Here is a 21,385-nt window from a genome sequence, read left to right as displayed (position 1 = left end):
CAGCAATCCGCCAACGACGTCGGAGGCAAAAGAATGATCACCCCCTGGCTGTTCGACATCTTCAACTATCCCTGGGCCCCTGACGCCACGAAGTTCGACGTCGAGGCCACCCAGGAGCTTTTCGACTGGCACCTCGACTCGTGGGAGCTGGCCGAGCGGGCCGGATTCGAGGGCGTGTTCTTCAGTGAGCACCACTACACCCCCTACGCCTTGACCCCGTCACCCAATCTTCTGGTCGCGGCGATCGCTCAGCGCACCCAGCGGCTGAAGCTCGGCGTCATGGCGAACATCGTGCCGATGCACAACCCGCGCCGGCTGGCCGAAGAGTTCGCGATGCTGGACTACCTCACCCACGGGCGGCTCGAGATCGGCCTCGGCCGGGGTGTCGATGAACGGGAGTTCCTCCGCGAAGGCATCCCGCTGAAGGAAACGCGACCCCGTTTCCAAGAAGGTCTGCGTCTGATCGAAGAGATGCTCTCGAAGCCGGTCTTCACGCATTCCGGCCAGTATGCGAACTTCGAGGAGACGTCGGTGTGGCCGCAACCGCGGCAGCCCATGTCGCAGCGGCCCCCGATCTGGATCACCGCACTCAGTCCGGACACCATCGACTGGTGTGCCCAGGAGGGTTACCGCATCTCCACCGCTTTCCAGCCCACCCCGGCCCTGCGTGCCGTACACGACAGGTATCGTGCTGCGGCACAAAAGGCGGGGAACCCCGCGGGGCCGGAAACCGTGATGGTGCTCAGGAACGTCTTCGTCGCGGAAACCGACGAGGAGGCCCGCGCCATCGCCGAGCCCGCCCTCAACCATCTGTTCGGGCTGTTCAAGGAGGACCTCATCTGGAACGACATCGAAAACGCCGTTCCTGAAGGGTACAACGCCGAGTTCTACCAGTCGTTCTTCCGTCCCTTCGCCGGATCCGGTCCGGTCGACTGGCAGACCCTCGTCGATTTCGGGATCTTCATTGTCGGGTCACCGAGCACCGTCCGTGACAAGCTGATCAAGCAGGCGCACGAGATCGGGTCCTCGAACCTCCTGTTCTGGGGCTCGTTCGGGACCTTGACGAAGGACCAGACGATGAACTCCTATGAATTGCTCGGGCGCGAAGTCATTCCCGCGCTGCGTGAGGAGACCGTCGAGTAGCACGGTCTCAGCATGATCGTGGCGCGGGCCGTGCCGGCAGCGATTCCCGGCACGGCCACCCGCCTTTCGGACCTGAGCCGCTCGGGAGAGCTCGCTGTTTCTGACGTGCTCCTCAATGGCGTTTACGCCTTGCACCCCTCCATCACCTTGTCACCGTGAACTTGCCCTGTGCGGATACGCCGGTCGAATGCAGGCGGATGCGGTCACGGTCCGCGCCGCTTCTGGAGCACCTGCTGCCCCCCGGCGACCCGGTCGATCGCGACGAGTGCAGGCACGGTTGCCGTGGTGGTACTCCAGCGCGACGGCGTGCTCGGCCATCCCGCGCACCGGATGACCTGACTCCGCTCGGTGGCGCTGTCCGAGGGTTTCGCCCCGTCCCCGTCAGCATGACGGCCTTGAAGGAGATGACATGACGACGTTGGCCGGTAAGACGCTTTTCATAACAGGCGGCAGCCGCGGTATCGGTCTCGCGATCGCATTGCGCGCGGCCCGTGACGGGGCGAATGTGGCCATAGCTGCAAAGACGACGGAGGTCCACCCGCGGCTACCCGGAACGATCTATACGGCCGCACGCGAGATCGAATCGGCTGGCGGCCATGTGTTGCCGCTGGTCTGTGATGTTCGCTCCGACGACCAGGTCAGGGCTGCTGTAGCGGAAACCGTGAAACGGTTCGGCGGCATCGATATCTGCGTCAATAATGCGAGCGCGATCAGTCTCACGAATGCCGCGGAAACTGAAATGAAGCGTTTCGACCTGATGCACCAGGTGAACGTGCGTGGCACTTATCTGGTGTCAAAAACGTGCTCGCCCCACCTCGACGCCGCGGACAACCCCCACATTCTGAACCTGTCACCGCCGTTGGACATGGTGCCCGGATGGTTTGGGTCGCACCTCGCTTACACGATGTCCAAGATGGGGATGAGTATGTGCACGCTCGGCTTGGCGGAAGAACTCCGAGACAACGGGATCGGAGTCAACTCGCTGTGGCCGCTCACGTTGATCGACACCGCGGCTGTGCGCAATGTGGTCGCCGCCGCAGGCCCGGCAGCCGGCCGGAAACCCGCCATCGTCGCCGACGCCGCCCACGCAGTCCTGGTCAGGCCGGCGCAGCACTGCACTGGGAACTTCTTCATCGACGAGGAGGTCCTTCGCGCAGAAGGAGAGCACGACCTCGATCGCTACTCCGCCCGACCTGGCGCTACGCCGCAAGTCGACTTCTTCGTGCCGGAGGGACTTGCTCAACTGCTCGACAACCGCACCGTGCCGACGGGTTCGGACAACCTTCCAGCGTGACCGCGTAATCGCGGCACCACCCGTACTCGCCGGGGCCTTCATAGGATCGACACGCAGTCCTCGTCGCCCACCGTCACACGACTGATCAGACGTGGCGCGCGGCGGGCGCTCACAGCATCCGCAGAGCGGAGCGTATGCGAACCAGTCCGTCGAGCATTGAGTCGGCTGCCTGACCCATGACGTCGTTGGCTCGCACACGACCGTTGTCGTCGATGTACGGAGAGTGGAAGGGACTGCTCACCGAACTCTCGAGTCCGGCGTGTCCGGCAGAGCTCCGCAGCCGACCAGCTCCAGCGCCGCCTTCCCATCGTCCGGGCAGATGGCCGCACGGTGTCGGCGATCTCGCCGTCGTCCACCACCGGGTGATCGACACCGAGCCCCGCAGCATGTCGGCGCGGGCCGGGCCGCGGGTGGTGGACATGACGACGGCGCCCATGCCTTTGCCATCGCGGCCGCGCTCAGCCCGAGCGTGGATGTCCCGCCGCGGAGCAGCAGGACCGGCCCGGACTTGAGGTCCATGCCAGTGGTGGGGGAGCCGTAAGCCGTCTGGTACATCTTCGGCAGCGCGCTCAGCGTCGACCACGGCAGGTCCGAACTGAAGGAGATCACCTGGCCGACCGGCGTCAGACCGCTGCCCTTCGGGGCACCCGACACCTTTGATGCCCGGGATACCCGGGATGCGTGGCATGGTCACATCCCGAGTCGGCGAGGCCCTTGCCGGTCGTCATCTCCGACTCGTTCACCCCGAACGCGTTCACCCGGATCCGCGCCCAGCCCGGCTTCACCGCAGGCAGCAGACGTCCTTGACGACGAGCGAATCCGTCATGGCGATTCCGCCACCCATCGATGGGCCCCCCGCCGGGCAGCGGGACCGGTATGCGGGCCCGTCACTTGTGCCGTGCCTTGCCCAGCTCGTCGGTGTACCGGGCGACGACGTCTTCGGCCTTGGGGACGGGGCCGAACAGCTGCTCCTGCCGGCGGGTGTCGGCGACGTAGCGGCCCTTGTCGAACCAGCCGAACATCGCGGCCAGGTCCTTGACCAGGGGCACGAAGCGGCCGACGACGACTCCTGCGGCGCGGGTGACGGGCGAGGGGACGGCCCACACCTTGATCTTCTTTCCGGCCCGGCTGCCCATCAGGTCGGCCATCTCGCGCATGCTGACCGGACGGTCCCAGCCGATGTCGACGCGCTCGCCGTTGTCGGCCTCGGCGTCGACGGCGGCCGCCAGGTAGGCCGCGAGATCGGCGGTGTGGACGAAGGTCAGCGGGACGGTGGCCTTGCTCATCCAGATCAGGCGGCCCTTGTCGATCGGGTCGCCCGCCATGGTCGCGATCTGGTCGAAAAACGCCCCGGGGCGCAGTGCGACGAAGGGGACGCCGAGCTGTTCGAGCTTGTCCTCGGCGATCTTCTTGTGCCAGAAGTGCGGGACGTGGGGTGTCTGGTCGCTGGTGAGGATGCTGGTGAGGACGAACCGCCGGATGCCGGTGCGGTGGGCGGCCTCGGCGAGGTTGGCGTTGCCGACGGTGTCGATGTCGTGGGCGTTCTTGGCGCCGCGGGTGTAGCCGGCGGCGGTGGTGATGACGGCGTCGGCGCCGTTCATGGCGGCGACGAGTGAGTCGAGGTCGAGCATGTCGCCGCGGGCGATCTCGACACCCCGGCTTTCCAGCTTGCTGGCGTCGGTGGTCGGCCGGACCAGGGCGCGGACGTTCTTGCCGCGCTTGAGCAGTTCGTCGACGACCTGGCCCCCGAGGGAGCCGGTCGCGCCGACGACGAGGACGGGCAGGGTGGTGGTCATGGGGGGTCTCACTTTCCATCAGGTCAGTAGTGGGGGGATTGGCTGGGCGGGGCAGGGGCGACCGCGGACGTGGGTGCCGTCGGCCCGGTCGCTCAAGGGGTGGGCTTGTGGTGGGCGGATCCGTCTGCGCGGGTCACCGTCGGGCCTGCAGGACCTTGCCGAAATCGAAGGTGGCCCGGACGCGTGCGATGCGGCCGTCCTCCAGCTGCCTGCACGGGACAGCTCGCGCTTGCATGACGCTGAGGCCCCGCAACCGAACGATCTCCCTGACGTGCAGAAGCCAGCAGTGCCTCCGCCATATCCAAACGACTTGCACCCCATGTCCGCATGCCCATCCATCTGTCATGCAAGGCCCGCCAATATGGGGTGCGGACGGGGAAGTTACTTGGACTCTTCTTGTGGAAGATCGCGGCCGTTGATCGCGTCGGCGATGGCGTAGGCCATGCGGACGAAGGACTCTGTCTGCTGTGCCGACAGGTTCCGCGCGGAGGTCTCCTCCAGGGCCCGCCACATGGCTGCCAGGGGCTCGCGCATGGCACGGCCTTTGTCGGTGAGGTGGACGACCATGACGCGCCGGTCGTGTTCGGCCGGCTCGCGGATGAGCAGGCCGGCGTCCTGCATGCGGCGTAGGGACTTGGAAACGGTGGAGTGGTCCAGGCCGACGCTTTCGAGCAGCTCGGACTGGGTCTGGCCGTCCCGGTCAAGAAGGTGCATCAGCAGCAGTTCCTGTCCGGGATGCAGGTCCATCTCGCGGAGCATGGCGGCGGCGCGGGCGCGGTGGGCGCGGGCGAGCTGGAAGATCGCGTAGCTCATCTGTCCCTCGCTGGCGGTAGAGGGGGCTCGGGGTATGGGCGCGTTCATGGTTCGGTTCCTCGGACGGGGTAAGTGGGGTAGTCGGTGTAGCCGACCGCTCCGCCCGCCGTAGGAGGTCGCCGGGTCGGGGGTGTCCAGCGGCGCGTCAGAGCGTAGCGGCTCGACCAGGTCCGGGTCGGCGAGCGCGAGGGCGCCGACGGAGACGAGGTCGGCCGTGCCGTGGTCGATGTCCTTGGCGCGGGTGGGCAGGTCGGTGCCGACCCGGTTGAGGGCCGGCGTGGTCGGCCACTCGCGTACAGGTGCCCAGAAGGGCGCCGTTGCCCGCGTAGAGGATGCGGAGGCGGTGCGGGACGGAAGTGTCACCGACGGTGGTCGATGTCCAAGGGGAGTTCAGCATGAGGGGGCCTTCGATGCTGTGACGGACCAAGCGGTGATCGGGAAAGCGGGAGAGCGTGGCGGCAGGAGTGGCGGGCGTGATCAGTCGAGGGTGAGGGCGAGCTTGCCCCGGCCATGCCCGGCGTCGCTGACCTGCTGGGCCGTGGCGGCCTGGGCGAGTGGGTAGGCGGTGACGGTGGTGACGAGCTTGCCGGTCGCGGCGTCCTGGGCCAGCTCGGCCAGACGGGCGGCCGAGCGCTCTTGGCCACCGCTGGAGAAGGTGACGCCGAGCTGGTGCGCGCGGAAGTCGGCGATGGTGACGATGCGCTCGGTGCCGCCACGCAGGGCGATGGAGTCCTCCAGGGCCCCCTTTCCGGCCAGGTCGAACACCGCGTCCACGCCGTCGGGGGCGAGCGCCCGGACCCGCTCGACCAGGCCCTCGCCGTAGAGGGTCGCGGTGGCGCCGAGCGCGGTGAGGTAATCCTGGTTGGCGGGGCCGGCGGTGGCGATGACACGCGCTCCGCGGGCCGTGGCGAGCTGGACCGCCAGGGTGCCAACCGCTCCGGCCGCGCCGTGCATCAGTATGGTCTCTCCGGCCACGACGCCGAGCAGGTTCAGGACCCGCTCGGCCGTCTCGCCCGCCACCGGCAACGCGACCGCGTGCTGCCAGTCGAGGCCGGCGGGCTTGGGGGCCACGGTGGTGGCCAGCGCGTACTCGGCGTACGAGCCGGTGTCCGACCAGCCCAGCACCTCATCGCCCACCTTCACGTCCTGCACGCCCTCACCCAGGGCGTCCACCACGCCGGCGAGCTCGGCACCGGGGACGGCGGGGAACGGTGTGGGGAACGCGGCCTGCATCGCCCCGGAGCGGATCTTGCCGTCCAGCGCGTTCAGCCCGGCCGCCCTGACGCGGACGCGGACCTGCCCGGGACCGGGCTGCGGAACCTCGACGTCCGCCTCGTGCAGCACGTCCGTGCCTCCGAAACGGTCGAACCGGATGGCTTTCATGACGACTCCTCTCGTGTCCCCACCCACTTAGGTGGCCGGACACATAATCAACGTAGCAGCAAACATGTGGCTAGCCAAACATCTGCTGCCGCTCGGGCTGCGCCGAGGTCGGTCGCGGTCGCATCGGTCGCCCTTCGAGATGGCGGTTTCGTTTCGCAGGGCCGTCGCGCGAGACGCGGTTGGCCCTGGGGGAGGGGTGCTCGCTGCTCCAGCGAGCGGCGCGGCACTGCACGGCGCGAGCCGGGCAATGCCGCGCAGAGCATGCACGTGACGCTCTCCGCGATTGCCGCGGTTACTGTTCGATCTTCAGGCCGCGCTGGATGACAGTGACCGACTCGGCGTTCATCCGCTCGTTGATCTTCGGTCCGGGGATGGCGTGGGAACCGTGGAAGGTGCCGGGGACGAGGTGGAGTTCGGTGGGTACGCCGGCATCGAGGAGGCGCTGGGCGTAGGCGATGGCTTCGTCGCGCAGCGGGTCGAACTCGCTGACGCAGATGTAGGCGGGCGGGAGGCCGGTCAGGTCCTTGGCGCGGGCCGGTGCGGCGTAGGGGGAGACATCGGGGCCACCCCGACGCCCCGGGCCGCCCAGGTAGAAGTCCCACACGCTCGGCAGGTCGGTCCCCCTGAGGATCGGCGTGTCGGTGAGTTCGGCCATGGACGGGGTGTCGAGGCGGTCGTCGAAGGCCGGGACGCGCAGGAACTGGAAGCACGGCGTCGGCCCGTCCCGGTCGCGGGCCATCAGGCTCACGGCGGCCGAGAGGTTGGCGCCGGCGCTGTCGCCGCCGACCCCGATCCGCTCGGGGTCGATGCCCAGCTCCGCGGCGTTCTCGACCGTCCAGAGGAAGGCCGCGTAGCAGTCCTCGGGCGCGGCCGGGAAGGGGTTCTCGGGGGCCAGGCGGTACTCCACGGACAGCACGACGGCCCCCGACTCGGCGGCCAGAGCGTGCGTGAAGCCGTCATTGCCGGAGACGTCGCCGCCGATCCAGCCGCCGCCATGGATATAGATGAGCGCGCCGGACGCTCCCTGGCCGCTCTTGGGGGTGTAGATCCTTACGGGTACCTCCGGCGCGCCGGCCGGGCCCGGCACCGTCACATCCCGTACCTCCACGGGACCGGCCGTCTCAGGGCGCTGCGGCATGAGCGCGTGGAACTCGGCGACCTGCTGGCGGAAGGTTGCGGGGTCCTGGTATGCGAGGACGGGGAGCATCTCCGCGATCGGGGCGAGCTCTGGATCGAAGGCATGGCGCGTGGGGTCTCCTTGGATGAGGGGTCGTGTGTCGCGACCGGGAACTGCATCAGGCGGCTGGGCAGGTGATCTGTGGCTAGCCAAGTATTTTGGTGGCGAAGGCACGGTCCTGTAGTTCGGCGCGACGGTTCATCCCGACATGCGCACCAGGTTCACAAGCTGCTCGACCACTGGGCGGCGAGTCCATGACATGCACCGGCCGGCCGCAGCACTTCGCCGACTACACCCGCACCGTCGCCGAGGGCAGCTGGAACACTCGACCCGGTAAGGCGGCCTGCCCGAAGCCCCGTGCGGGCAGACCTGTTCTTGTAGCGGGGTGAACGTCGGCGTCCAGCTTCGTCTCGTATGGTCCGGGCTGGATGCCAAGCTCGTGCGTGGAGAACTCGCCGAAGCGGTTGATGTGTGTGGGTCGCCGCGGTAGCGGCGTCACATGTCCGCCGTACACGTGCTCGGCACGACCGGCTCCAACTGGGTGAAGTGGTCGATCGCGCCAGTGGGCCGAAGTCCTGGCCGGAGGAGGACCGGACAGCGCCGACGCCCGCCGTGGCGAGGAAGGCGACGACGGCGTACGCGCGTGGCTGGTAGTCGGCGATCCCGCCGCCGGGCTTGACGCCGAGCTCCGAAGCGCGCCGCGAGCGCCGTCGTTCGCTGTCGCGGTTGGGTCCAGGACCAGTCGGTCCAGCGGCCGTTCTCGTCGATGGCGATGAGGGCGGGACACTCGGGGTCGGCTGCCCGGAAGGCGTGTCCGACATAGTTGAGCTGGGCCGGGGAACCAGGTGGCACCGGGCGGGAGCTGGTCGGTGAGTACGGCGCTGGGCGGAGTTCGCGCACCTGCCGTCACGCTCCTGGTGTTTCTCTAGGGGCCGTGCTCTCGTCGGGAGCGGTTGCACCGGGGGATGCCAGTAGCGCGTCCGTCGTGCGCTGGATGTGTGCGGTGAGTTCCGCCACGGCACGGTCGGCGTCGCCGGCGAGTGCGGCGTCAAGAAGCCGGCGGTGTTCGCCCATGACGTCCCGGCCCGTACCGTCGGTTGCGACGGACGACCAGCAGCGGTAGACCTCGGAGACGGCCCGCAGGGAGTCGGCGAGCCCACGGAGCCGGCCGTTCGGGCACGCCTCGTTGAGCGCCGCGTGGAACCGGGCGTGGGCTTGCAGCCAGCCCTCGTTGATGGCGCCCGACAGGTCGGCCGTCGGTGTGGCGGCCAGGGTGTGATGGACCGCCACGAGACGTGACTGCCACGCGAGGTCGCCCTGCTCGACGGACTGTCGCAGGGCCTGGGTCTCGATGGTGACTCTGAGTTCGGTGAGATGGCGTAGGTCCTCCTCGGACACCGGCATGACACGGAACCCGAACTGTCGTTCCGAAGTCACCAGGCCCTGCTCCACGAGCCTCGGAAGGACCTCCCGGAGCACGCCGGTGCTCACCTGGTACCGCTCGCAGAGCTGGGCGAAGGGGAGCCGTTCCCCGGGACCGAGGCGGCCGTTGAGGATGTCGCTGCGGAGCTCGGCGTAGACCTTCTCCGCCCTCGTCGGCGCTCCGGACCGGCCGGCCTTCGACGGTGCGTCACTGAGCATGTCCTGAAGTAAAGCAGAGCCGGGACCATGTCGGAACCCCGACATAATTTCGAAAACGTATTGACATGCCGAAATGCTCTGGCGGATGTTGATGGCAGACAGTACCGGTCGATGTGGCTCCAGGAGCGAACATGCGCGTGGCATCCGTGGCACAACGTCTCACCGTCCTCACCGCGGACGGCGACGCGGGCGACGTCGCCCGACTCAGTGAGCATCGGTTCTCGTCCGATCCTCAGGCTGTCTACGAACGATGGGACGAGTTCCGCGAGTGGGCCGCGGACGCGGTTCCCGCGGGGGAATCGGCCGACGTCGTCATCGCTCCCGACACCCTCGGTGCTCCCGTTCCGGCACCCCGGCAGGTCTTCGCCATCGGGCTGAACTACAACGATCACGCCAAGGAGTCGGGAGTGGCGCTCCCCGAGGCGCCGCCGACGTTCACCAAGTTTCCCACTTGCATCACCGGCCCGCACGGGGATCTCCTGTTGCCGAGCGGCTCGGTGGACTGGGAGGTGGAGCTCGTCGTGGTCATCGGTCGGCCGGCGCATCACGTCAGGGAGGAGGACGCCTGGGAGTACGTCGCCGGATTGACCGTCGGGCAGGACTTCTCCGAGCGGAAGGTGCAACTCACGGGTCCGGTCCCGCAGTTCTCGCTGGGCAAATCCTTCCCCGGGTTCGGCCCCATCGGTCCGTGGCTGGTCACGCCGGACGAATTCGACAACCCGGACGATCTGGAGCTCAGTTGCACGATCAACGGCGAAGAGGTCCAGAAGGCCCGCACCTCTTCGATGATCTTCCCGGTTCGCGAGCTGATCGCCCGACTGTCCGCAGTAGCTCCGCTGCTCCCCGGCGACCTGATCTTCACCGGTACTCCCAGCGGCGTAGGCATGGCCCGGACCCCTCCCAGGTTCCTCTCGCCCGGCGACGTGGTCGTCAGCCGCATCGAGGGCATCGGGGAGATCCGCCAGCGCTGCTCCGCCTGACCCGGCCGCTCACGCTTCCTCCGCGCCACCTTTCCACTCCATCGCGCCACCTCTCTGCTCAACGACGAGTCCACGAGGAACAGAACATGGCCCTTCACCGTATGGCGTCGGTCACCATCGGGGTGCCCAACGTCGCCGAAACCACCGCCTACTACGCGGAGTTCGGTCTCACCGAGACCGCACCCGGCCGGTTCGCCACCCAGGACGGCGGTGAACAGCTCATCCTGCGACACACACCCACCCGTCAACTCCTCGCCCTCGAAGTGGGCATTGACGACGAGGACGACCTCGGCCGCACGGCGGAGTCCCTGACCAAGCTCGACCTGACCGTTTCCCAGGGCGCGGACACACTCTCGGTCCGGGAGCCCATCGGCGGCTTCGACGTCACCTTGCGGGTCATGCCGCGGCTCGCCCAGCCGGAACAGCCTCCGGTTCCGTACAACGGGCCCGGTCGCGTGGAACGCCCCAACACCCGGGCCCCCGGCATCCTGCGAGAGGGACCGGTCCGGCCCCGCAAGCTCGGGCACATCGTGGTCGGTTCCGTGGACAAGGAGGCCACCCAGCGGTTCTTCACCGAGGGACTCGGCTTCAAGGTCACCGACGAGGCGAAGGGCCTCGCCGCCTTCATGCGCTGCTCGACCGATCACCACAACTTCCTCGTCCAGCAGTCTCCGCTGAACTTCCTGCACCACACCGCGTGGCAGGTCGACGACATCGACGAGGTGGGCCGCGGGGCCACGGCCATGCTGGAGGGCAATCCCGAACGGCACATCTGGGGCTTGGGCCGTCATCACGTCGGGTCGAATTTCTTCTGGTACCTCAAGGACCCGGCGGGCAACTTCTCCGAGTACTACAGCGACCTCGACTGCGTCCTCGATGACCAGCTCTGGAAGCCGGAGGTCTTCGAAGGAGTCGCGGGCCTCTACAACTGGGGGCCGCCTCCTCCGCCGTCGTTCCTCCAGCCGGAGGACCTCGCCGCCCTGATGACGGGCGCCCACAGCGCGCCGTGAGGAAACCGAGACGACCGTTGCCGGGTCCGTCGGCTGAAGCCCCCCGCGGGCCCGTATTCCCATGGATCTTTCGGACTCTGAACACCGTACATACGAGTCACCGTGCGACATGAGGGCCGGACCGCGGTCGGCACGGGCTGCGGCCGGGATTGGCCGTGTCTTTGCCCTCCGGCTGGCTGCCGAGGGTGCCGCCGTGGCGGTGCTGGACCGGGCCGATGGCATCCCGGTAGTGAAGGAGATCCTCGACGCGGGCGGGTGGCCGGGCCATCGCCGTACGGGCCGATCTCACCGATCCCGCCAGTGTGGTGGCCGTTCAGGAGGTGGTGACGGAGCAGTTCGGTAATGTGCCCCTACGGGTTTCGCCAACCCGTAGGCGACCTCGCAACCCATGTCCCTCGCGACCGCTACCGGCAGGGCGCCGATCGAGGCGGGCTGGTCGACGACCACGAGGACGGTGCCGTCCTTGGCGCAGCCCCGCACCGGGGTCGTAGGACTGCCCCGTAGGACGTAGCCACGGCAGAGGACGCCCAGAGTGCCGATAATGGGACAGGCTCGGGTGGAGCACAGCGAGGTGCCGAAAGCAGCGGTGAGTGCCATGAGCGAATCCAGCGACCATGTCGGCAGTGGTTCCTTCGCGCTCGACGCTTTCGATGCCCTCGCCATCGCCGTGCTCGACGAAGACGGCACGGTACGTAGGTGGCCCCCGGAGGCCGCGGAGCTTGTGGGCTACGACGCCGCGGACGTCCGGGGCCGGCCGGTGCGGGACCTGCTCGCCGATGCCTCCGGCGCGTCACCGGTCGCACCCTTGGAGGGCACCCGGTTCCCTGCCAGGGGCCGGACCCTGCTGCGGCACCGCCAGGGCGGCACAGTCGATGTCACCTTCTGTGTGCACCGACTGGAGGGTTCCACCGAGCTGCTGGTTCTGGCCGCTCCCACACAACGAGTGAGCGAACAGGTTCGCGGCGCGTCGCTCCTGCGCGCGCTGTTCTCCCAGGACCGGATCGGCATCAGCATCCATGGCCCGGACCTGGGTCTCCTGCGCACCAATGTGCTCCCCGAGACGTCCGGCGGGCCGCCCGCACCGCCGGGTGTCCGGCTGCGGGACATTCTCCTCGGGGAGGACGGCGACAGCATCGAGGCCTCGCTGCGACAGGTGCTGGAGTCGGGCGTACCGCTCGTCGGCGAGGAGAAGCGCACGCGGTCGCCGCAGGCTCCAGGGTGGGAGCGGAGCCTGGGGATGTCCGCCGTCCGGCTGGAGGACGGGGAGCGACACCCGACCGGCGTCGCCGCCCTGTTCACCGACACGACCGAGGCGCAGCGGGCCCGTCGACATCTGGACCTCCTCCGGGAGGCCGCGATCAGCGTCGGCGGCTCGCTGGACGTCGTGCGCACCGCACAACAACTGACGGGAGGCGGTGGTACCCGGGCTGGGTGAGATGGGGATCGCCGACCTCGCCGAGGCCGTGCTGGAGGGGGACGAGCCCCCGAAGATGTCCGGTGGCGGAGACCTCCACCTGCGCGCGGTGGCCTCTGCGACGGGTGAGTGGCCGGGGCACGTCGGCCCAGGGGAGTCCCTGCCTCCGTTCCGGGACCACCCAGCCCTGCGCAGCATGCAACACGGCGAGACGCTCGTGATGACCCGCGACGAACTCGTCCCGCTACTGAGTGACGCCCGGCTGGTCGAGCTCTTGCCCGAGGACTGGCACTCGGTGGTGATCGCACCGTTGTACGCGCGCGGCCTCGTCCTCGGTGACCTTCAGGTGTGGCGGTTGACGGATCCGGCACCGTTCACCGAGGAGGACGTCGACCTGATCACGGAGATCTCCTCCAGAGGGGCCTTGGCCATCGACAACGCCCGCCGCTACACCCGGGAACAGCGGGTGGCGGCCGCTCTGCAACAGCGTCTGCTGCCACGGGCGACAACCGACACGCCGGCGGCCGAGACGGTCGGAATCTACCGGCCCGCGGCCGGCGGAGCCGAGATCGGTGGCGACTGGTTCGACGCCATACCCCTGCCCTCGCTCCGCCTCGCCCTGGTCGTCGGGGACGTCGCCGGGCACGGACTGCACGCTACGGCCACGATGGGACGCCTGCGCGCAGCCATCCACACCCTCGCCGACCTGGAGCTCGATCCCGGCGAGTTGCTCACCCGCCTCGACGGGCTGGTGCAGCGCCTGGCCGGCGAGATGCCCGCGGAGCACCAGGACACACTGAGTGCCACCTGCCTGTACGCCGTCTACGACCCGGTCAGCCGTCAGTGTGCCATCGTCAGTGCCGGTCACCCACCGCCGGTGGCCGTCCGCCCCGACGGCACCGCACAGGACATCCCGATCTCTCCCGGTCCACCGCTCGGCGTCGGCGGTATGCCGTTCGAGGTCACCACGGTCACCCTGGAGTCCGGCAGCACCCTGGCCCTGTACACCAAGGGGCTGGTGCGCGGCCAGGACCCCGACCTCGACGCCGGTCTACGCCGTCTGACGGACGCGCTCGCCGCGCACTGCCGCTCCGGTGTTCCGCTGGACGAGCTGGGCCGCTCTGTCCTCGCAGGCATCGGTGAACCGCCGGCCCGCGAGGACATCGCGCTGTTGCTGGCTCGTACGCGCGCCGTACAGGGCGAGAACACCGCGAGCTGGACCTTCCCGGCCGCCCCGACCGTCGTGGCTCAAGCGCGGGAGGAGATCACCCGCCAGCTGACCGCGTGGGGCCTCGACGACCTCGCGTTCACCACCGAACTCGTCGTCAGCGAACTGGTCACCAACGCCGTCCGCTACGCCGGTGGCCCGGTCGGGCTGCGTCTTATCCGGGACGGTGTGCTGATCTGTGAGGTCACCGACCCCAGCAACACCCAGCCTCGGCTACGGAGGGCCGACACCACCGACGAGGGTGGCAGGGGCCTGTTTTTGGTGGCACAGCTGACCACGCGCTGGGGCTGTCGCTACGGTCGGACCGGCAAGACCATCTGGGCCGAACAGCCCCTTACCGCGCGGACAGACCTGGCGATGTGGAACACGCAAGTCCTGTTGCCCTGAAACATGCTTTGCCGAGGAAGGACCGGAAGCGCGGCACGGACAGTCAGGGCAGGACAGGTCGCGCCGCGCTTCCGGAGCCGGGGCCGCTCCTCAGGGCGGTAAGTCGCTGCTTAGGTGATTGATCAACCACGCGTTGTTCCCTCTGACCGACTCGCCCGAGGGGCGGCGGGGGTTTCCCCCCGAGGACGGGCGTGGCGCGTTCGTGGTGATCACACCAGCGGGTCGGGAGGCGATCGAAGCGGCCGCTGCGCTTCAGGTCGAGGCGGTACGTTCATTGTTCCTCGACCGTCGAACGGCTGGACCAAGAGCCGTTCTGACCGGGGCGGTGCGCCAGGGGGCAGGCTCACATGGCCAGACCGAGTGTGACGGCGGTCGCCGCGGAGAGCAGTGTGAGGATGAGGGGAGCCATGGCATTTCCGCGCGTGGCGGGATCGGCGTAGTCGCCGGCCTTGGCGTGGAAGCCCACGGCGCCGATCATCGTGATCCCGAAGCCCACGGCGGCCGCGATACCCAGAGGCTGCCAGAAGAGCCCCACGACCAGGCCCACGAACGCGGCGACCTCGGCCAGTCCTATGAAGCGGACCAGTCCGGCGCTCAGGCCCATGTGGGACTGGAGCCCTGCGGACACATCGCCCTTCAGCATTGTCTTCGGCGCGCCGGCGGCCACTGCCACAAGGGCGAGCAGCACGCTGAGGATGGCAGCGGTGATGTACATGCGGGTGGTTCCTTCCAATGTGGCCCGCGCCTCGGCCGGGGTTCGTGGACCATTGGTTGTTTCGTCAATGACGATCGTCACCAAGGAACATAAGGAACCTCCGGTGATGCGTCAACTATGTGTCGGGTAAATGACGTGATCGGGACACGGTTGAGCGCGCTCATGGGGGCCCATGGCGCACTCGCAGGGCGGACGCCTGACGGTCGGTCTCCTGCGGGCCGGTCGACGCCTCGGTCGGTGCGACAGCGGCGCGCGCCGCCCGGATGAAGACCTCGGCGGTCCGCCAGGCGGGTAGAACGGGCGTTCAGCCGGGAACGGCGCAGGCGTTCAGCCGGGAACGCGGATGTCGACCAGCTCTGCGGCGAGGCCGTCGAGCCCGGCCTCGGCGGCGATTATGACCGTGCCTCCTTCGGGGATGCGCACGTCTCCCTGTGTGAGAGGTGCTCTCGGCGACCCGCGCACCCACGTACCCACGTACTCCAGCGCTAGACGGGTCGCTGGGCGGGTCGCGGGGGCAAGCCCCTGTTCGGCCGCTCGTCGAAAGTCACAGTCCGAACAGTAGATGATAATTCAACTATCGCGTACAGTCGTTCTGGTGAACGAACAATCACGATGGCTCTCTCCTGTGGAGCAGCATGCCTGGCGAAGCGTTATGCGGATGTACGAGAGGCTCGAGGGGCGTCTGTCCCGCGGTCTGCAGTCGGAGTCCTGTCTGTCGGGCTCCGACTACGCCGTACTCGTCAACCTGACGGAGGCGCCCGGTGGTCGCATGCGGCATGTGGATCTGGCGAGGTGTCTGGAGTGGGAGAAGAGCAGGATGTCGCATCAAGCCTCCCGCATGGCGAAGCGCGGGCTGGTGGCCCGGCAGGGATGTCCCGAAGGTGGTCGCGGCGCGTTCGTGGTCATCACCCCGGAGGGGCGAGAAATGATCGCCAAAGCCGCGCCCCGTCATGTCGATGAGGTTCGGCGTCTGTTCATCGAGCCCCTGACTCCCGACGAACTCCAGACGTTCGCCCGTGTGGCGGACCGCGTCGTCGAGCGCCTGGAGAAGGAGCAGTGCTGATGATCGGTCCGTGCTCGTGACCTAGGACGGCTGACGGGTGCAGCCGGAATGCGGATGTGCGCGGGCGTCTTGGGAGGTTTCAGTTGATGTATCAACATAAATGAAAGGCTGATCACGATGCAGTTCGGCATCTTCACCGTCGGTGATGTCGTCACGGACCCGGCCACGGGCCGCACGCCCACGGAGCACGAGCGGATCAAGGCGATGGTCGCCATCGCGCAGAAGGCCGAAGAGGTCGGGCTGGACGTCTTCGCGACCGGCGAGCATCACAACCGGCCGTTCGTGCCGTCGTCCCCCACCACGATGCTGGGCTGGATCGCCGCGCGCACGGAGCGGATCATTCTCTCCACGTCCACCACGCTGATCACCACGAACGACCCGGTGAAGATCGCCGAGGACTACGCGATGCTCCAGCACCTGGCCGACGGCCGCGTCGACCTGATGATGGGCCGCGGCAACACCGGCCCCGTCTATCCGTGGTTCGGCAAGGACATCCGCGACGGGATCAGCCTCGCCGTCGAGAACTACGCCCTGCTGCGGCGGCTGTGGCGCGAGGACGTCGTCGACTGGGAGGGGAAGTTCCGCACGCCGCTCCAGGGGTTCACCTCCACACCGCGGCCGTTGGACGGCGTACCGCCGTTCGTCTGGCACGGCTCCATCCGCTCCCCGGAGATCGCCGAGCAGGCCGCGTACTACGGCGACGGCTTCTTCCACAACAACATCTTCTGGCCGAAGGAGCACACAGGGAAGATGATCGATCTGTACCGGGAGCGGTACGCGCACTACGGTCACGGCAGCGCCGAGCAGGCCGTCGTCGGTCTCGGCGGCCACGTCTACATGCGCCGCAACTCCCAGGACGCCATACGCGAGTTCCGCCCGCTCTTCGACCAGTCACAGGTGATGGGCGGCGGGATGCCCATGGAGGAGTACATGGAGCAGACTCCGCTGACGGTCGGTACCCCGGAGCAGGTCATCGAGAAGACGCTCAGTTTCCGCGAGTACGCCGGTGACTACCAGCGTCAGTTGTTCATGGTGGACGGCGGCGGAGTCCCGCTCAAGGCGGCGCTGGAACAGATCGACATGCTCGGTGCGGAGGTGGTTCCGGTGCTGCGCAAGGAGTTCGCCATCGGTCGGCCGGCCGATGCGCCCGACGCCCCCACTCATGTCTCGCTGCTGTCCGCCCGCGGTTCCGGCCTCGGACAGGAGCCGGCAGGACGGGAAGACTGATGACCGGCGACTTCGAGAGCTTCGGCAACCTCAACGACTACCCGGCGCGGGACGGACTCGCGCCCGACCGCTCAGCCAGCGCCCTGCACTTGTGCGACAACGGCGTCGGCGTGCCGCGCGAGGGCAGCGTCCTCGAACGCTGAGAGAGGCCCAACTGGACTACATCAGCGCCGCCCGACTCCTCGCCATCGTCGTCGAGGAGGTCCCGGAGCAGACCGGCTCCCGGACGCTGAACTGCAATTCCTATTTCCCGTAATTGAAATAGCCCGCATGGCCCAGCCACTGCCACTTGATGCACGGGAAAGGCAGGGAAGGGCCCGCTGGCTGCGCCATGCGTCTGCCCGTTACCGCCGTCCTAGCGGTCGAGCCAGCGCCGGATCGCTTCGAGCATGTTCTTAGGACCTGTGGCGAAGCCCAGCCGGATGTCCGGCTGGAGGTCGACGAGCACGTTGACGATCCGTTCGAACAGGACGGTATTCTCCGGAAGCAACCGGACGCCGCTGCCGACGGTCGCCAGCCCGAAGGAGCGCTGGGCGAACCGCTTTCGAATCTCGGCCTCGGCTTCGTCGGGGTCCTTGCTGACGCTGCACAGCTCGCCGACGACGCCCGCGGCCTGGATTGCCGCCCACCCGCGCTCGACCTGGGCGGCCAGCTTCTCCACGGTCAAGTTGAATGGCGCCAGCTCCTCCGCCGTGAACGCCTCGGGGGAGATGCCGATGGCCAGGACGTCGTCGTTGAGCAGAGCCTTCACCTGAGAGCTCTTGTGGGACATGGGGGCACTCCTCCACGGTGGTATCGCCGCCAGGCGTCGAAATGAGCATGGAGCGTTGTGGGGTCCACGCTCATCAGGGAAAAGTCTCGGCAAGGCCCGCCCTGATCGTAGCCGGTCACGGTGAGGCGGTTCACGAGTTGGCTTGTGCCGGTGTTGCATGTGGAATCTCCCTTGAGCGCACAGCCGGGGTGATCGGTTGCCGCTTTTGTCCTGTCCATGGGCTAGCGGCTGCGGTCGCACCGTCTTGGCAGGTGTGATGACCCGCGGACTGTCGGTGGTGGTCCGGCGTCGGCAGGGAGCAGGACGTGTCCGGGAACAACGGACAGGCCTCTCCCCGGGGTCGTATCACGATCGCCGTGCGCATGGATCTCCTCGCGGACGGGTGGGGGCTGCCGTCGGGGAACAGTGTCGTCCCGCCGGCTGGCGCTCGTATCAGCCGGTGCACAGTGCGGACGGCCAGTCATGATCGTTCGGACCGCCGCCGAGCACCTCCGGTCGGCCAACCCGTCCGGACCGTCAGGGGAATGGGCCCATCCCACACACTGCTTCGCATGCCCGCACGCACCGGGTCACAACTCCAGATGGTCATCGATGAGTGGCCGTCGGCACCTTGGCCGTGACCGTCACCGAGGACCGCTGGGCACTGGTCGAGCACCACCCAGCGGCCGGCCGGTCGCATGAGTGCGGTCGGCGCCGGAGAGCGCCCGGCGCCTCCAAACCCACGGCATTGATCCTGGCACTGCCCTCGCCCGAACCTGCACCAGCGGAGAGCGCCGGATCGCCGGAGCCGCCCGACAGGGGCATCGTCATGCTGTTGATTCTCGCGTGAGCCCGGAACCACGGCCGCCAACAGCAAGCGCACGGGGGCCGCTGCCTGGCACCAGAAACGATCACGACTCGATCTCAGACTCAGAGGTTGATGGGTCAACCGATTCGCGGTAGTGTCGTTGACGTATCAACCAGAACCTTTCTTCTGACAAGGACACTGTCATGAGCAACGAGAAGGTCATCGCGGTCGCTGGAGCAACGGGTGCGCAGGGAGGTGGTGCCGCGCGAGCGATCCTGGCCAATCCGGAGTCGGGCTTCACGGTCCGCGCGCTCACCAGGAACCCCGACTCGCCCGCGGCCAGGGAGCTCGCGGCGCTCGGCGCCGAGGTCGTGCGGGCGGACTTCCACGATGAACCGACGGTGCACAAGGCGTTCGAGGGTGCCTATGGTGCTTTCCTCGTCACCAACTTCTGGGCGCACGGTTCGGCGGCCAAGGAGACCGAGGAGATCAACGTCCTGGTCCGCGCCGCCAAGGCCACAGGCCTGCGCCACGTGGTCTGGTCCACCCTGGAGGACACCCGCGAACTGCTGCCGGTGGACGACGACCGCATGCCCGTCCTGCAGGACAAGTACAACGTGCCGCACTTCGATGCCAAGGGTGAGGCCAACGAACTGTTCACGCAGGCCGGAGTGCCGACGACCTTCCTGAACACCACCTTCTTCTTCCAAGGCTTCCTCCAGGGCCTGGGCCCCCAGCGCGCGGAGGACGGTGTGCTGACGCTGAACCTGCCGCTGGAGGAGGGCAAGCTCCTCGCCGGGGTCGACGTGGCGGACATCGGCCGGACGGCGCTCGCCGTCTTCAAGCGCGGGGAGGAATTCATCGGCGCCGCCGTCCACCTGGCCGGCGACCATCTGACGGGTGCGCAGTACGCGGAGAAGCTGGCGGCGGCGCTGGGCGAGCCGGTGCGCTTCCAGTCCGTGCCCTACGACGTCTACCGCGCCCTGGACTTCCCGGGGGCCGAGGAGTTCGGCAACATGTTCCAGTACTACGGCGACTTCGATCAGGAGTTCACCGGCGTCCGTGATCTGAACCGGCTGCGCGAGCTCAATCCGGCTCTGAAGAGCTTCGACGACTGGCTCGCCGAGAATGCCTCGAGGTTCGAGTTGAACTGACGGGCGCGCCCGCTCCCTGGAGCGGACAGCTCGACGGCTCGGAGACCCCGCAGCTCATCGGGTACCGGACGTTCGACCATCATCACGAACCTCAGGTTACGGACCCGGTTTCTGCAGGGACTTGAGCGGTGTGAAGCGGCTTGCCGGCCGACCTGGTGAGCTTGACGCCGAGGCGCGGCCGATTGATGTTGCATCAACTCACTTTTCCGCTGGGGCAGGCAGCACGCTCCGTGCGCCCGCGATGTTGAAGATGGAAGGCGTATGCATCTCATGAAGAAGAGTCTCATCAGCATGATCGCCGCAGGCGGCGCGGCCGCCGCGGCGCTGGCCGTGACCACCGGCCCGGCCCAGGCGGCGAGCCAGCCGCCCCAGTGCCAGGCCGGCGCAGGTGCCGCCTGCGTGGCCGTCACCGACGGAACCAAAGGCCAGGTCCACAGCATCAGCGTGAACGGCCAGTGCGCGTCATTCACCACGGACAGCACGACTATCACGAACCGCTACTTCCCCCAAGTGACCGTCGACCCGTCCCAGGCGTCTCCCACCACACTGACCTACTCGGGCTACCACTGCGAGAGCAGCACTCAGAACGCGCAGCCCGTGGGCTGGTTCACGAGCACGGGTACCGGCAATTACCGCTGGGTGACCATCGGCCGTGTCTGGATGTGACATGTGCGGTGCGGCGGCCACGGCACCGGCTACTCGGCTTGTTGCACGCCGCTACCGGTGAGCGAGACCTGCGGGCCGGCCGGGGTCGCCTTTGAGTTGCGGGGAGCGCGTCCGTAGATCTCCTGGTCCTTCCGATCCTGCAGATTGGTGGGCGAACCCCGAACGCTGGCGGTCGTGTGCCGTTTGGCCGGACTGGGACGACTGTCCCAGTCCGATGATGGCCTGCGTCTGACAGCGGGTCCCGCTCCTCCTTGCACCACGCCGCGCTGGCCGCGGCGAGGAGGACATCGCCGGACTGATCGCACCCGGCTTCCGGACCGATCTCACTGCCTTCACGCACCGGGCGCGTCTGGGCTATGTCCCACCGGGTGCCGACGCGTCATGCGGCGGAACTTCATCGGCCGCACCCACGAGGACATCGTCAAGGCCCGCGAGGAATGGGAGACCTCCTCCGACCGCTTCGGCACCATCGAGGGCTTCCCCGCGGGCCGGCTTCCCGCACCCATCCTCCCCAACGCCACCAGCAGACCGCGCCGCGAAGTTCCTGAAGAGACATGACGAGTTCGCCGACATCACTGATCAGGTGACCCCCGAAGTCTTGCGGTGGCTGGAGGTGCACCTGGGCTGATTTGTCGTCTCCTGGCCCCTACTGGCGTAGCCGCATCCGAGTGCAGTAGAGGCTCGGTGGCCAGTTGCCCCGCCCTTGCAGCCGGAATTCCGCCCTCCGCGACCGAC

At 68.0% G+C, this 21,385-nt stretch carries 19 protein-coding genes and 2 pseudogenes; 14 read left to right on the top strand and 7 right to left on the bottom strand.

Annotated features, from left to right (window positions below):
- Positions 1-33 precede the first annotated feature (33 nt).
- The 3 genes from ACFYO2_RS41800 to ACFYO2_RS41790 all read left to right on the top strand — a co-directional run bounded on the left by ACFYO2_RS41800 (position 34) and on the right by ACFYO2_RS41790 (position 2,437).
- Positions 34-1,143: an LLM class flavin-dependent oxidoreductase gene (locus tag ACFYO2_RS41800; RefSeq protein ID WP_388360553.1), complete on the top strand. Its 1,110-nt coding sequence runs from the start codon at positions 34-36 to the stop codon at positions 1,141-1,143.
- A gap of 12 nt (positions 1,144-1,155) precedes the next feature.
- Positions 1,156-1,302 carry a hypothetical protein gene (locus tag ACFYO2_RS41795; RefSeq protein WP_388360551.1) on the top strand — a complete coding sequence of 49 codons (147 nt, stop codon included), beginning with the start codon at positions 1,156-1,158 and terminating at the stop codon, positions 1,300-1,302.
- 250 nt (positions 1,303-1,552) lie between these two features.
- A complete protein-coding gene (locus ACFYO2_RS41790; protein ID WP_388360548.1) occupies positions 1,553-2,437 on the top strand; it encodes an SDR family oxidoreductase in 885 nt (294 codons plus the stop codon).
- Positions 2,438-3,324: 887 nt separating this feature from the next.
- Here ACFYO2_RS41790 and ACFYO2_RS41785 read toward each other — a convergent pair.
- The 5 genes from ACFYO2_RS41785 to ACFYO2_RS41765 form a co-directional block, all read right to left on the bottom strand.
- Positions 3,325-4,233, bottom strand: a complete 909-nt coding sequence (locus ACFYO2_RS41785) for an SDR family oxidoreductase (RefSeq protein WP_388360545.1) — start codon at positions 4,231-4,233, stop codon at positions 3,325-3,327.
- Positions 4,234-4,614: 381 nt separating this feature from the next.
- Positions 4,615-5,094, bottom strand: coding sequence for a MarR family winged helix-turn-helix transcriptional regulator (locus ACFYO2_RS41780; protein ID WP_388360589.1), 480 nt, complete (start codon positions 5,092-5,094; stop codon positions 4,615-4,617).
- 429 nt (positions 5,095-5,523) lie between these two features.
- On the bottom strand, positions 5,524-6,429 hold the full coding sequence (locus ACFYO2_RS41775; protein WP_388360542.1) for an NADP-dependent oxidoreductase: 906 nt from the start codon (positions 6,427-6,429) through the stop codon (positions 5,524-5,526).
- Between the two features lie 292 nt (positions 6,430-6,721).
- A complete protein-coding gene (locus ACFYO2_RS41770) occupies positions 6,722-7,636 on the bottom strand; it encodes an alpha/beta hydrolase (RefSeq protein WP_388360539.1) in 915 nt (304 codons plus the stop codon).
- Between the two features lie 876 nt (positions 7,637-8,512).
- Positions 8,513-9,247 (bottom strand): GntR family transcriptional regulator, encoded by a 735-nt coding sequence (locus ACFYO2_RS41765; RefSeq protein ID WP_388360537.1) that lies wholly within the window; start codon positions 9,245-9,247, stop codon positions 8,513-8,515.
- A 131-nt stretch (positions 9,248-9,378) separates the two neighbouring features.
- On the opposite strand from ACFYO2_RS41765, the gene ACFYO2_RS41760 reads away from it, so the two are divergent.
- From ACFYO2_RS41760 to ACFYO2_RS41740, 5 genes and pseudogenes are all read left to right on the top strand, one after another.
- A complete protein-coding gene (locus tag ACFYO2_RS41760) occupies positions 9,379-10,227 on the top strand; it encodes a fumarylacetoacetate hydrolase family protein (RefSeq protein ID WP_388360534.1) in 849 nt (282 codons plus the stop codon).
- Positions 10,228-10,313: 86 nt separating this feature from the next.
- Positions 10,314-11,237, top strand: coding sequence for a VOC family protein (locus tag ACFYO2_RS41755; RefSeq protein ID WP_388360531.1), 924 nt, complete (start codon positions 10,314-10,316; stop codon positions 11,235-11,237).
- Between the two features lie 595 nt (positions 11,238-11,832).
- The gene (locus ACFYO2_RS41750) at positions 11,833-12,672 is read left to right on the top strand and encodes a PAS domain-containing protein (protein ID WP_388360529.1); all 840 of its coding nucleotides are present in this window, start codon (positions 11,833-11,835) and stop codon (positions 12,670-12,672) included.
- A gap of 1 nt (position 12,673) precedes the next feature.
- Complete coding sequence (locus ACFYO2_RS41745; protein WP_388360527.1) at positions 12,674-14,266, top strand: SpoIIE family protein phosphatase; 1,593 nt, start codon at positions 12,674-12,676, stop codon at positions 14,264-14,266.
- Positions 14,267-14,444: 178 nt separating this feature from the next.
- Positions 14,445-14,561 (top strand): annotated as a pseudogene (locus tag ACFYO2_RS41740) (MarR family transcriptional regulator); the annotation flags it as partial.
- 48 nt (positions 14,562-14,609) lie between these two features.
- Here the strand turns inward: ACFYO2_RS41740 and ACFYO2_RS41735 are convergent.
- The gene (locus ACFYO2_RS41735; RefSeq protein ID WP_388360525.1) at positions 14,610-14,981 is read right to left on the bottom strand and encodes a DoxX family protein; all 372 of its coding nucleotides are present in this window, start codon (positions 14,979-14,981) and stop codon (positions 14,610-14,612) included.
- Positions 14,982-15,576: 595 nt separating this feature from the next.
- Here ACFYO2_RS41735 and ACFYO2_RS41730 point away from each other — a divergent pair.
- From ACFYO2_RS41730 to ACFYO2_RS41720, 3 genes are all read left to right on the top strand, one after another.
- A complete protein-coding gene (locus tag ACFYO2_RS41730; RefSeq protein ID WP_388360522.1) occupies positions 15,577-16,044 on the top strand; it encodes a MarR family winged helix-turn-helix transcriptional regulator in 468 nt (155 codons plus the stop codon).
- Between the two features lie 117 nt (positions 16,045-16,161).
- Complete coding sequence (locus ACFYO2_RS41725) at positions 16,162-17,271, top strand: LLM class flavin-dependent oxidoreductase (protein ID WP_388360520.1); 1,110 nt, start codon at positions 16,162-16,164, stop codon at positions 17,269-17,271.
- A complete protein-coding gene (locus tag ACFYO2_RS41720) occupies positions 17,271-17,414 on the top strand; it encodes a hypothetical protein (protein WP_388360517.1) in 144 nt (47 codons plus the stop codon). The genes ACFYO2_RS41725 and ACFYO2_RS41720 overlap by 1 nt, the downstream gene beginning before the upstream one ends.
- A gap of 212 nt (positions 17,415-17,626) precedes the next feature.
- On the opposite strand, the gene ACFYO2_RS41715 is transcribed toward ACFYO2_RS41720, so the two are convergent.
- A complete protein-coding gene (locus ACFYO2_RS41715) occupies positions 17,627-18,043 on the bottom strand; it encodes a hypothetical protein (RefSeq protein ID WP_388360514.1) in 417 nt (138 codons plus the stop codon).
- Between the two features lie 990 nt (positions 18,044-19,033).
- Between ACFYO2_RS41715 and ACFYO2_RS41710 the strand changes: the two genes are divergently transcribed.
- From ACFYO2_RS41710 to ACFYO2_RS41700, 3 genes and pseudogenes are all read left to right on the top strand, one after another.
- Positions 19,034-19,984 carry an NmrA/HSCARG family protein gene (locus ACFYO2_RS41710; protein ID WP_388360513.1) on the top strand — a complete coding sequence of 317 codons (951 nt, stop codon included), beginning with the start codon at positions 19,034-19,036 and terminating at the stop codon, positions 19,982-19,984.
- 270 nt (positions 19,985-20,254) lie between these two features.
- Positions 20,255-20,650 (top strand): hypothetical protein, encoded by a 396-nt coding sequence (locus tag ACFYO2_RS41705; protein WP_388360510.1) that lies wholly within the window; start codon positions 20,255-20,257, stop codon positions 20,648-20,650.
- Between the two features lie 378 nt (positions 20,651-21,028).
- Positions 21,029-21,208: pseudogene (locus ACFYO2_RS41700) on the top strand (pirin family protein); the annotation flags it as partial.
- Between the last annotated feature and the right edge of the window lie 177 nt (positions 21,209-21,385).

Source organism: Streptomyces sp. NPDC006602 (genome assembly GCF_042870385.1).
GTDB lineage: Bacteria > Actinomycetota > Actinomycetes > Streptomycetales > Streptomycetaceae > Streptomyces.
This window is presented reverse-complemented; position numbering and strand designations above follow the sequence as displayed.

Excerpts from the sequence above, each read along its gene's own strand:
- ACFYO2_RS41725 (WP_388360520.1), top strand. The coding sequence starts at position 16,162 with ATGCAGTTCGGCATCTTCACCGTCGGTGATGTCGTCACGGACCCGGCC.
- ACFYO2_RS41785 (WP_388360545.1), bottom strand. The coding sequence starts at position 4,233 with ATGACCACCACCCTGCCCGTCCTCGTCGTCGGCGCGACCGGCTCCCTC.
- ACFYO2_RS41710 (WP_388360513.1), top strand. The coding sequence starts at position 19,034 with ATGAGCAACGAGAAGGTCATCGCGGTCGCTGGAGCAACGGGTGCGCAG.
- ACFYO2_RS41735 (WP_388360525.1), bottom strand. The coding sequence starts at position 14,981 with ATGTACATCACCGCTGCCATCCTCAGCGTGCTGCTCGCCCTTGTGGCA.
- ACFYO2_RS41745 (WP_388360527.1), top strand. The coding sequence starts at position 12,674 with ATGGGGATCGCCGACCTCGCCGAGGCCGTGCTGGAGGGGGACGAGCCC.
- ACFYO2_RS41750 (WP_388360529.1), top strand. The coding sequence starts at position 11,833 with ATGAGCGAATCCAGCGACCATGTCGGCAGTGGTTCCTTCGCGCTCGAC.
- ACFYO2_RS41755 (WP_388360531.1), top strand. The coding sequence starts at position 10,314 with ATGGCCCTTCACCGTATGGCGTCGGTCACCATCGGGGTGCCCAACGTC.
- ACFYO2_RS41800 (WP_388360553.1), top strand. The coding sequence starts at position 34 with ATGATCACCCCCTGGCTGTTCGACATCTTCAACTATCCCTGGGCCCCT.
- ACFYO2_RS41770 (WP_388360539.1), bottom strand. The coding sequence starts at position 7,636 with ATGCTCCCCGTCCTCGCATACCAGGACCCCGCAACCTTCCGCCAGCAG.
- ACFYO2_RS41705 (WP_388360510.1), top strand. The coding sequence starts at position 20,255 with ATGAAGAAGAGTCTCATCAGCATGATCGCCGCAGGCGGCGCGGCCGCC.
- ACFYO2_RS41795 (WP_388360551.1), top strand. The coding sequence starts at position 1,156 with ATGATCGTGGCGCGGGCCGTGCCGGCAGCGATTCCCGGCACGGCCACC.
- ACFYO2_RS41720 (WP_388360517.1), top strand. The coding sequence starts at position 17,271 with ATGACCGGCGACTTCGAGAGCTTCGGCAACCTCAACGACTACCCGGCG.
- ACFYO2_RS41790 (WP_388360548.1), top strand. The coding sequence starts at position 1,553 with ATGACGACGTTGGCCGGTAAGACGCTTTTCATAACAGGCGGCAGCCGC.
- ACFYO2_RS41775 (WP_388360542.1), bottom strand. The coding sequence starts at position 6,429 with ATGAAAGCCATCCGGTTCGACCGTTTCGGAGGCACGGACGTGCTGCAC.
- ACFYO2_RS41765 (WP_388360537.1), bottom strand. The coding sequence starts at position 9,247 with ATGCTCAGTGACGCACCGTCGAAGGCCGGCCGGTCCGGAGCGCCGACG.
- ACFYO2_RS41780 (WP_388360589.1), bottom strand. The coding sequence starts at position 5,094 with ATGAACGCGCCCATACCCCGAGCCCCCTCTACCGCCAGCGAGGGACAG.
- ACFYO2_RS41760 (WP_388360534.1), top strand. The coding sequence starts at position 9,379 with ATGCGCGTGGCATCCGTGGCACAACGTCTCACCGTCCTCACCGCGGAC.
- ACFYO2_RS41715 (WP_388360514.1), bottom strand. The coding sequence starts at position 18,043 with ATGTCCCACAAGAGCTCTCAGGTGAAGGCTCTGCTCAACGACGACGTC.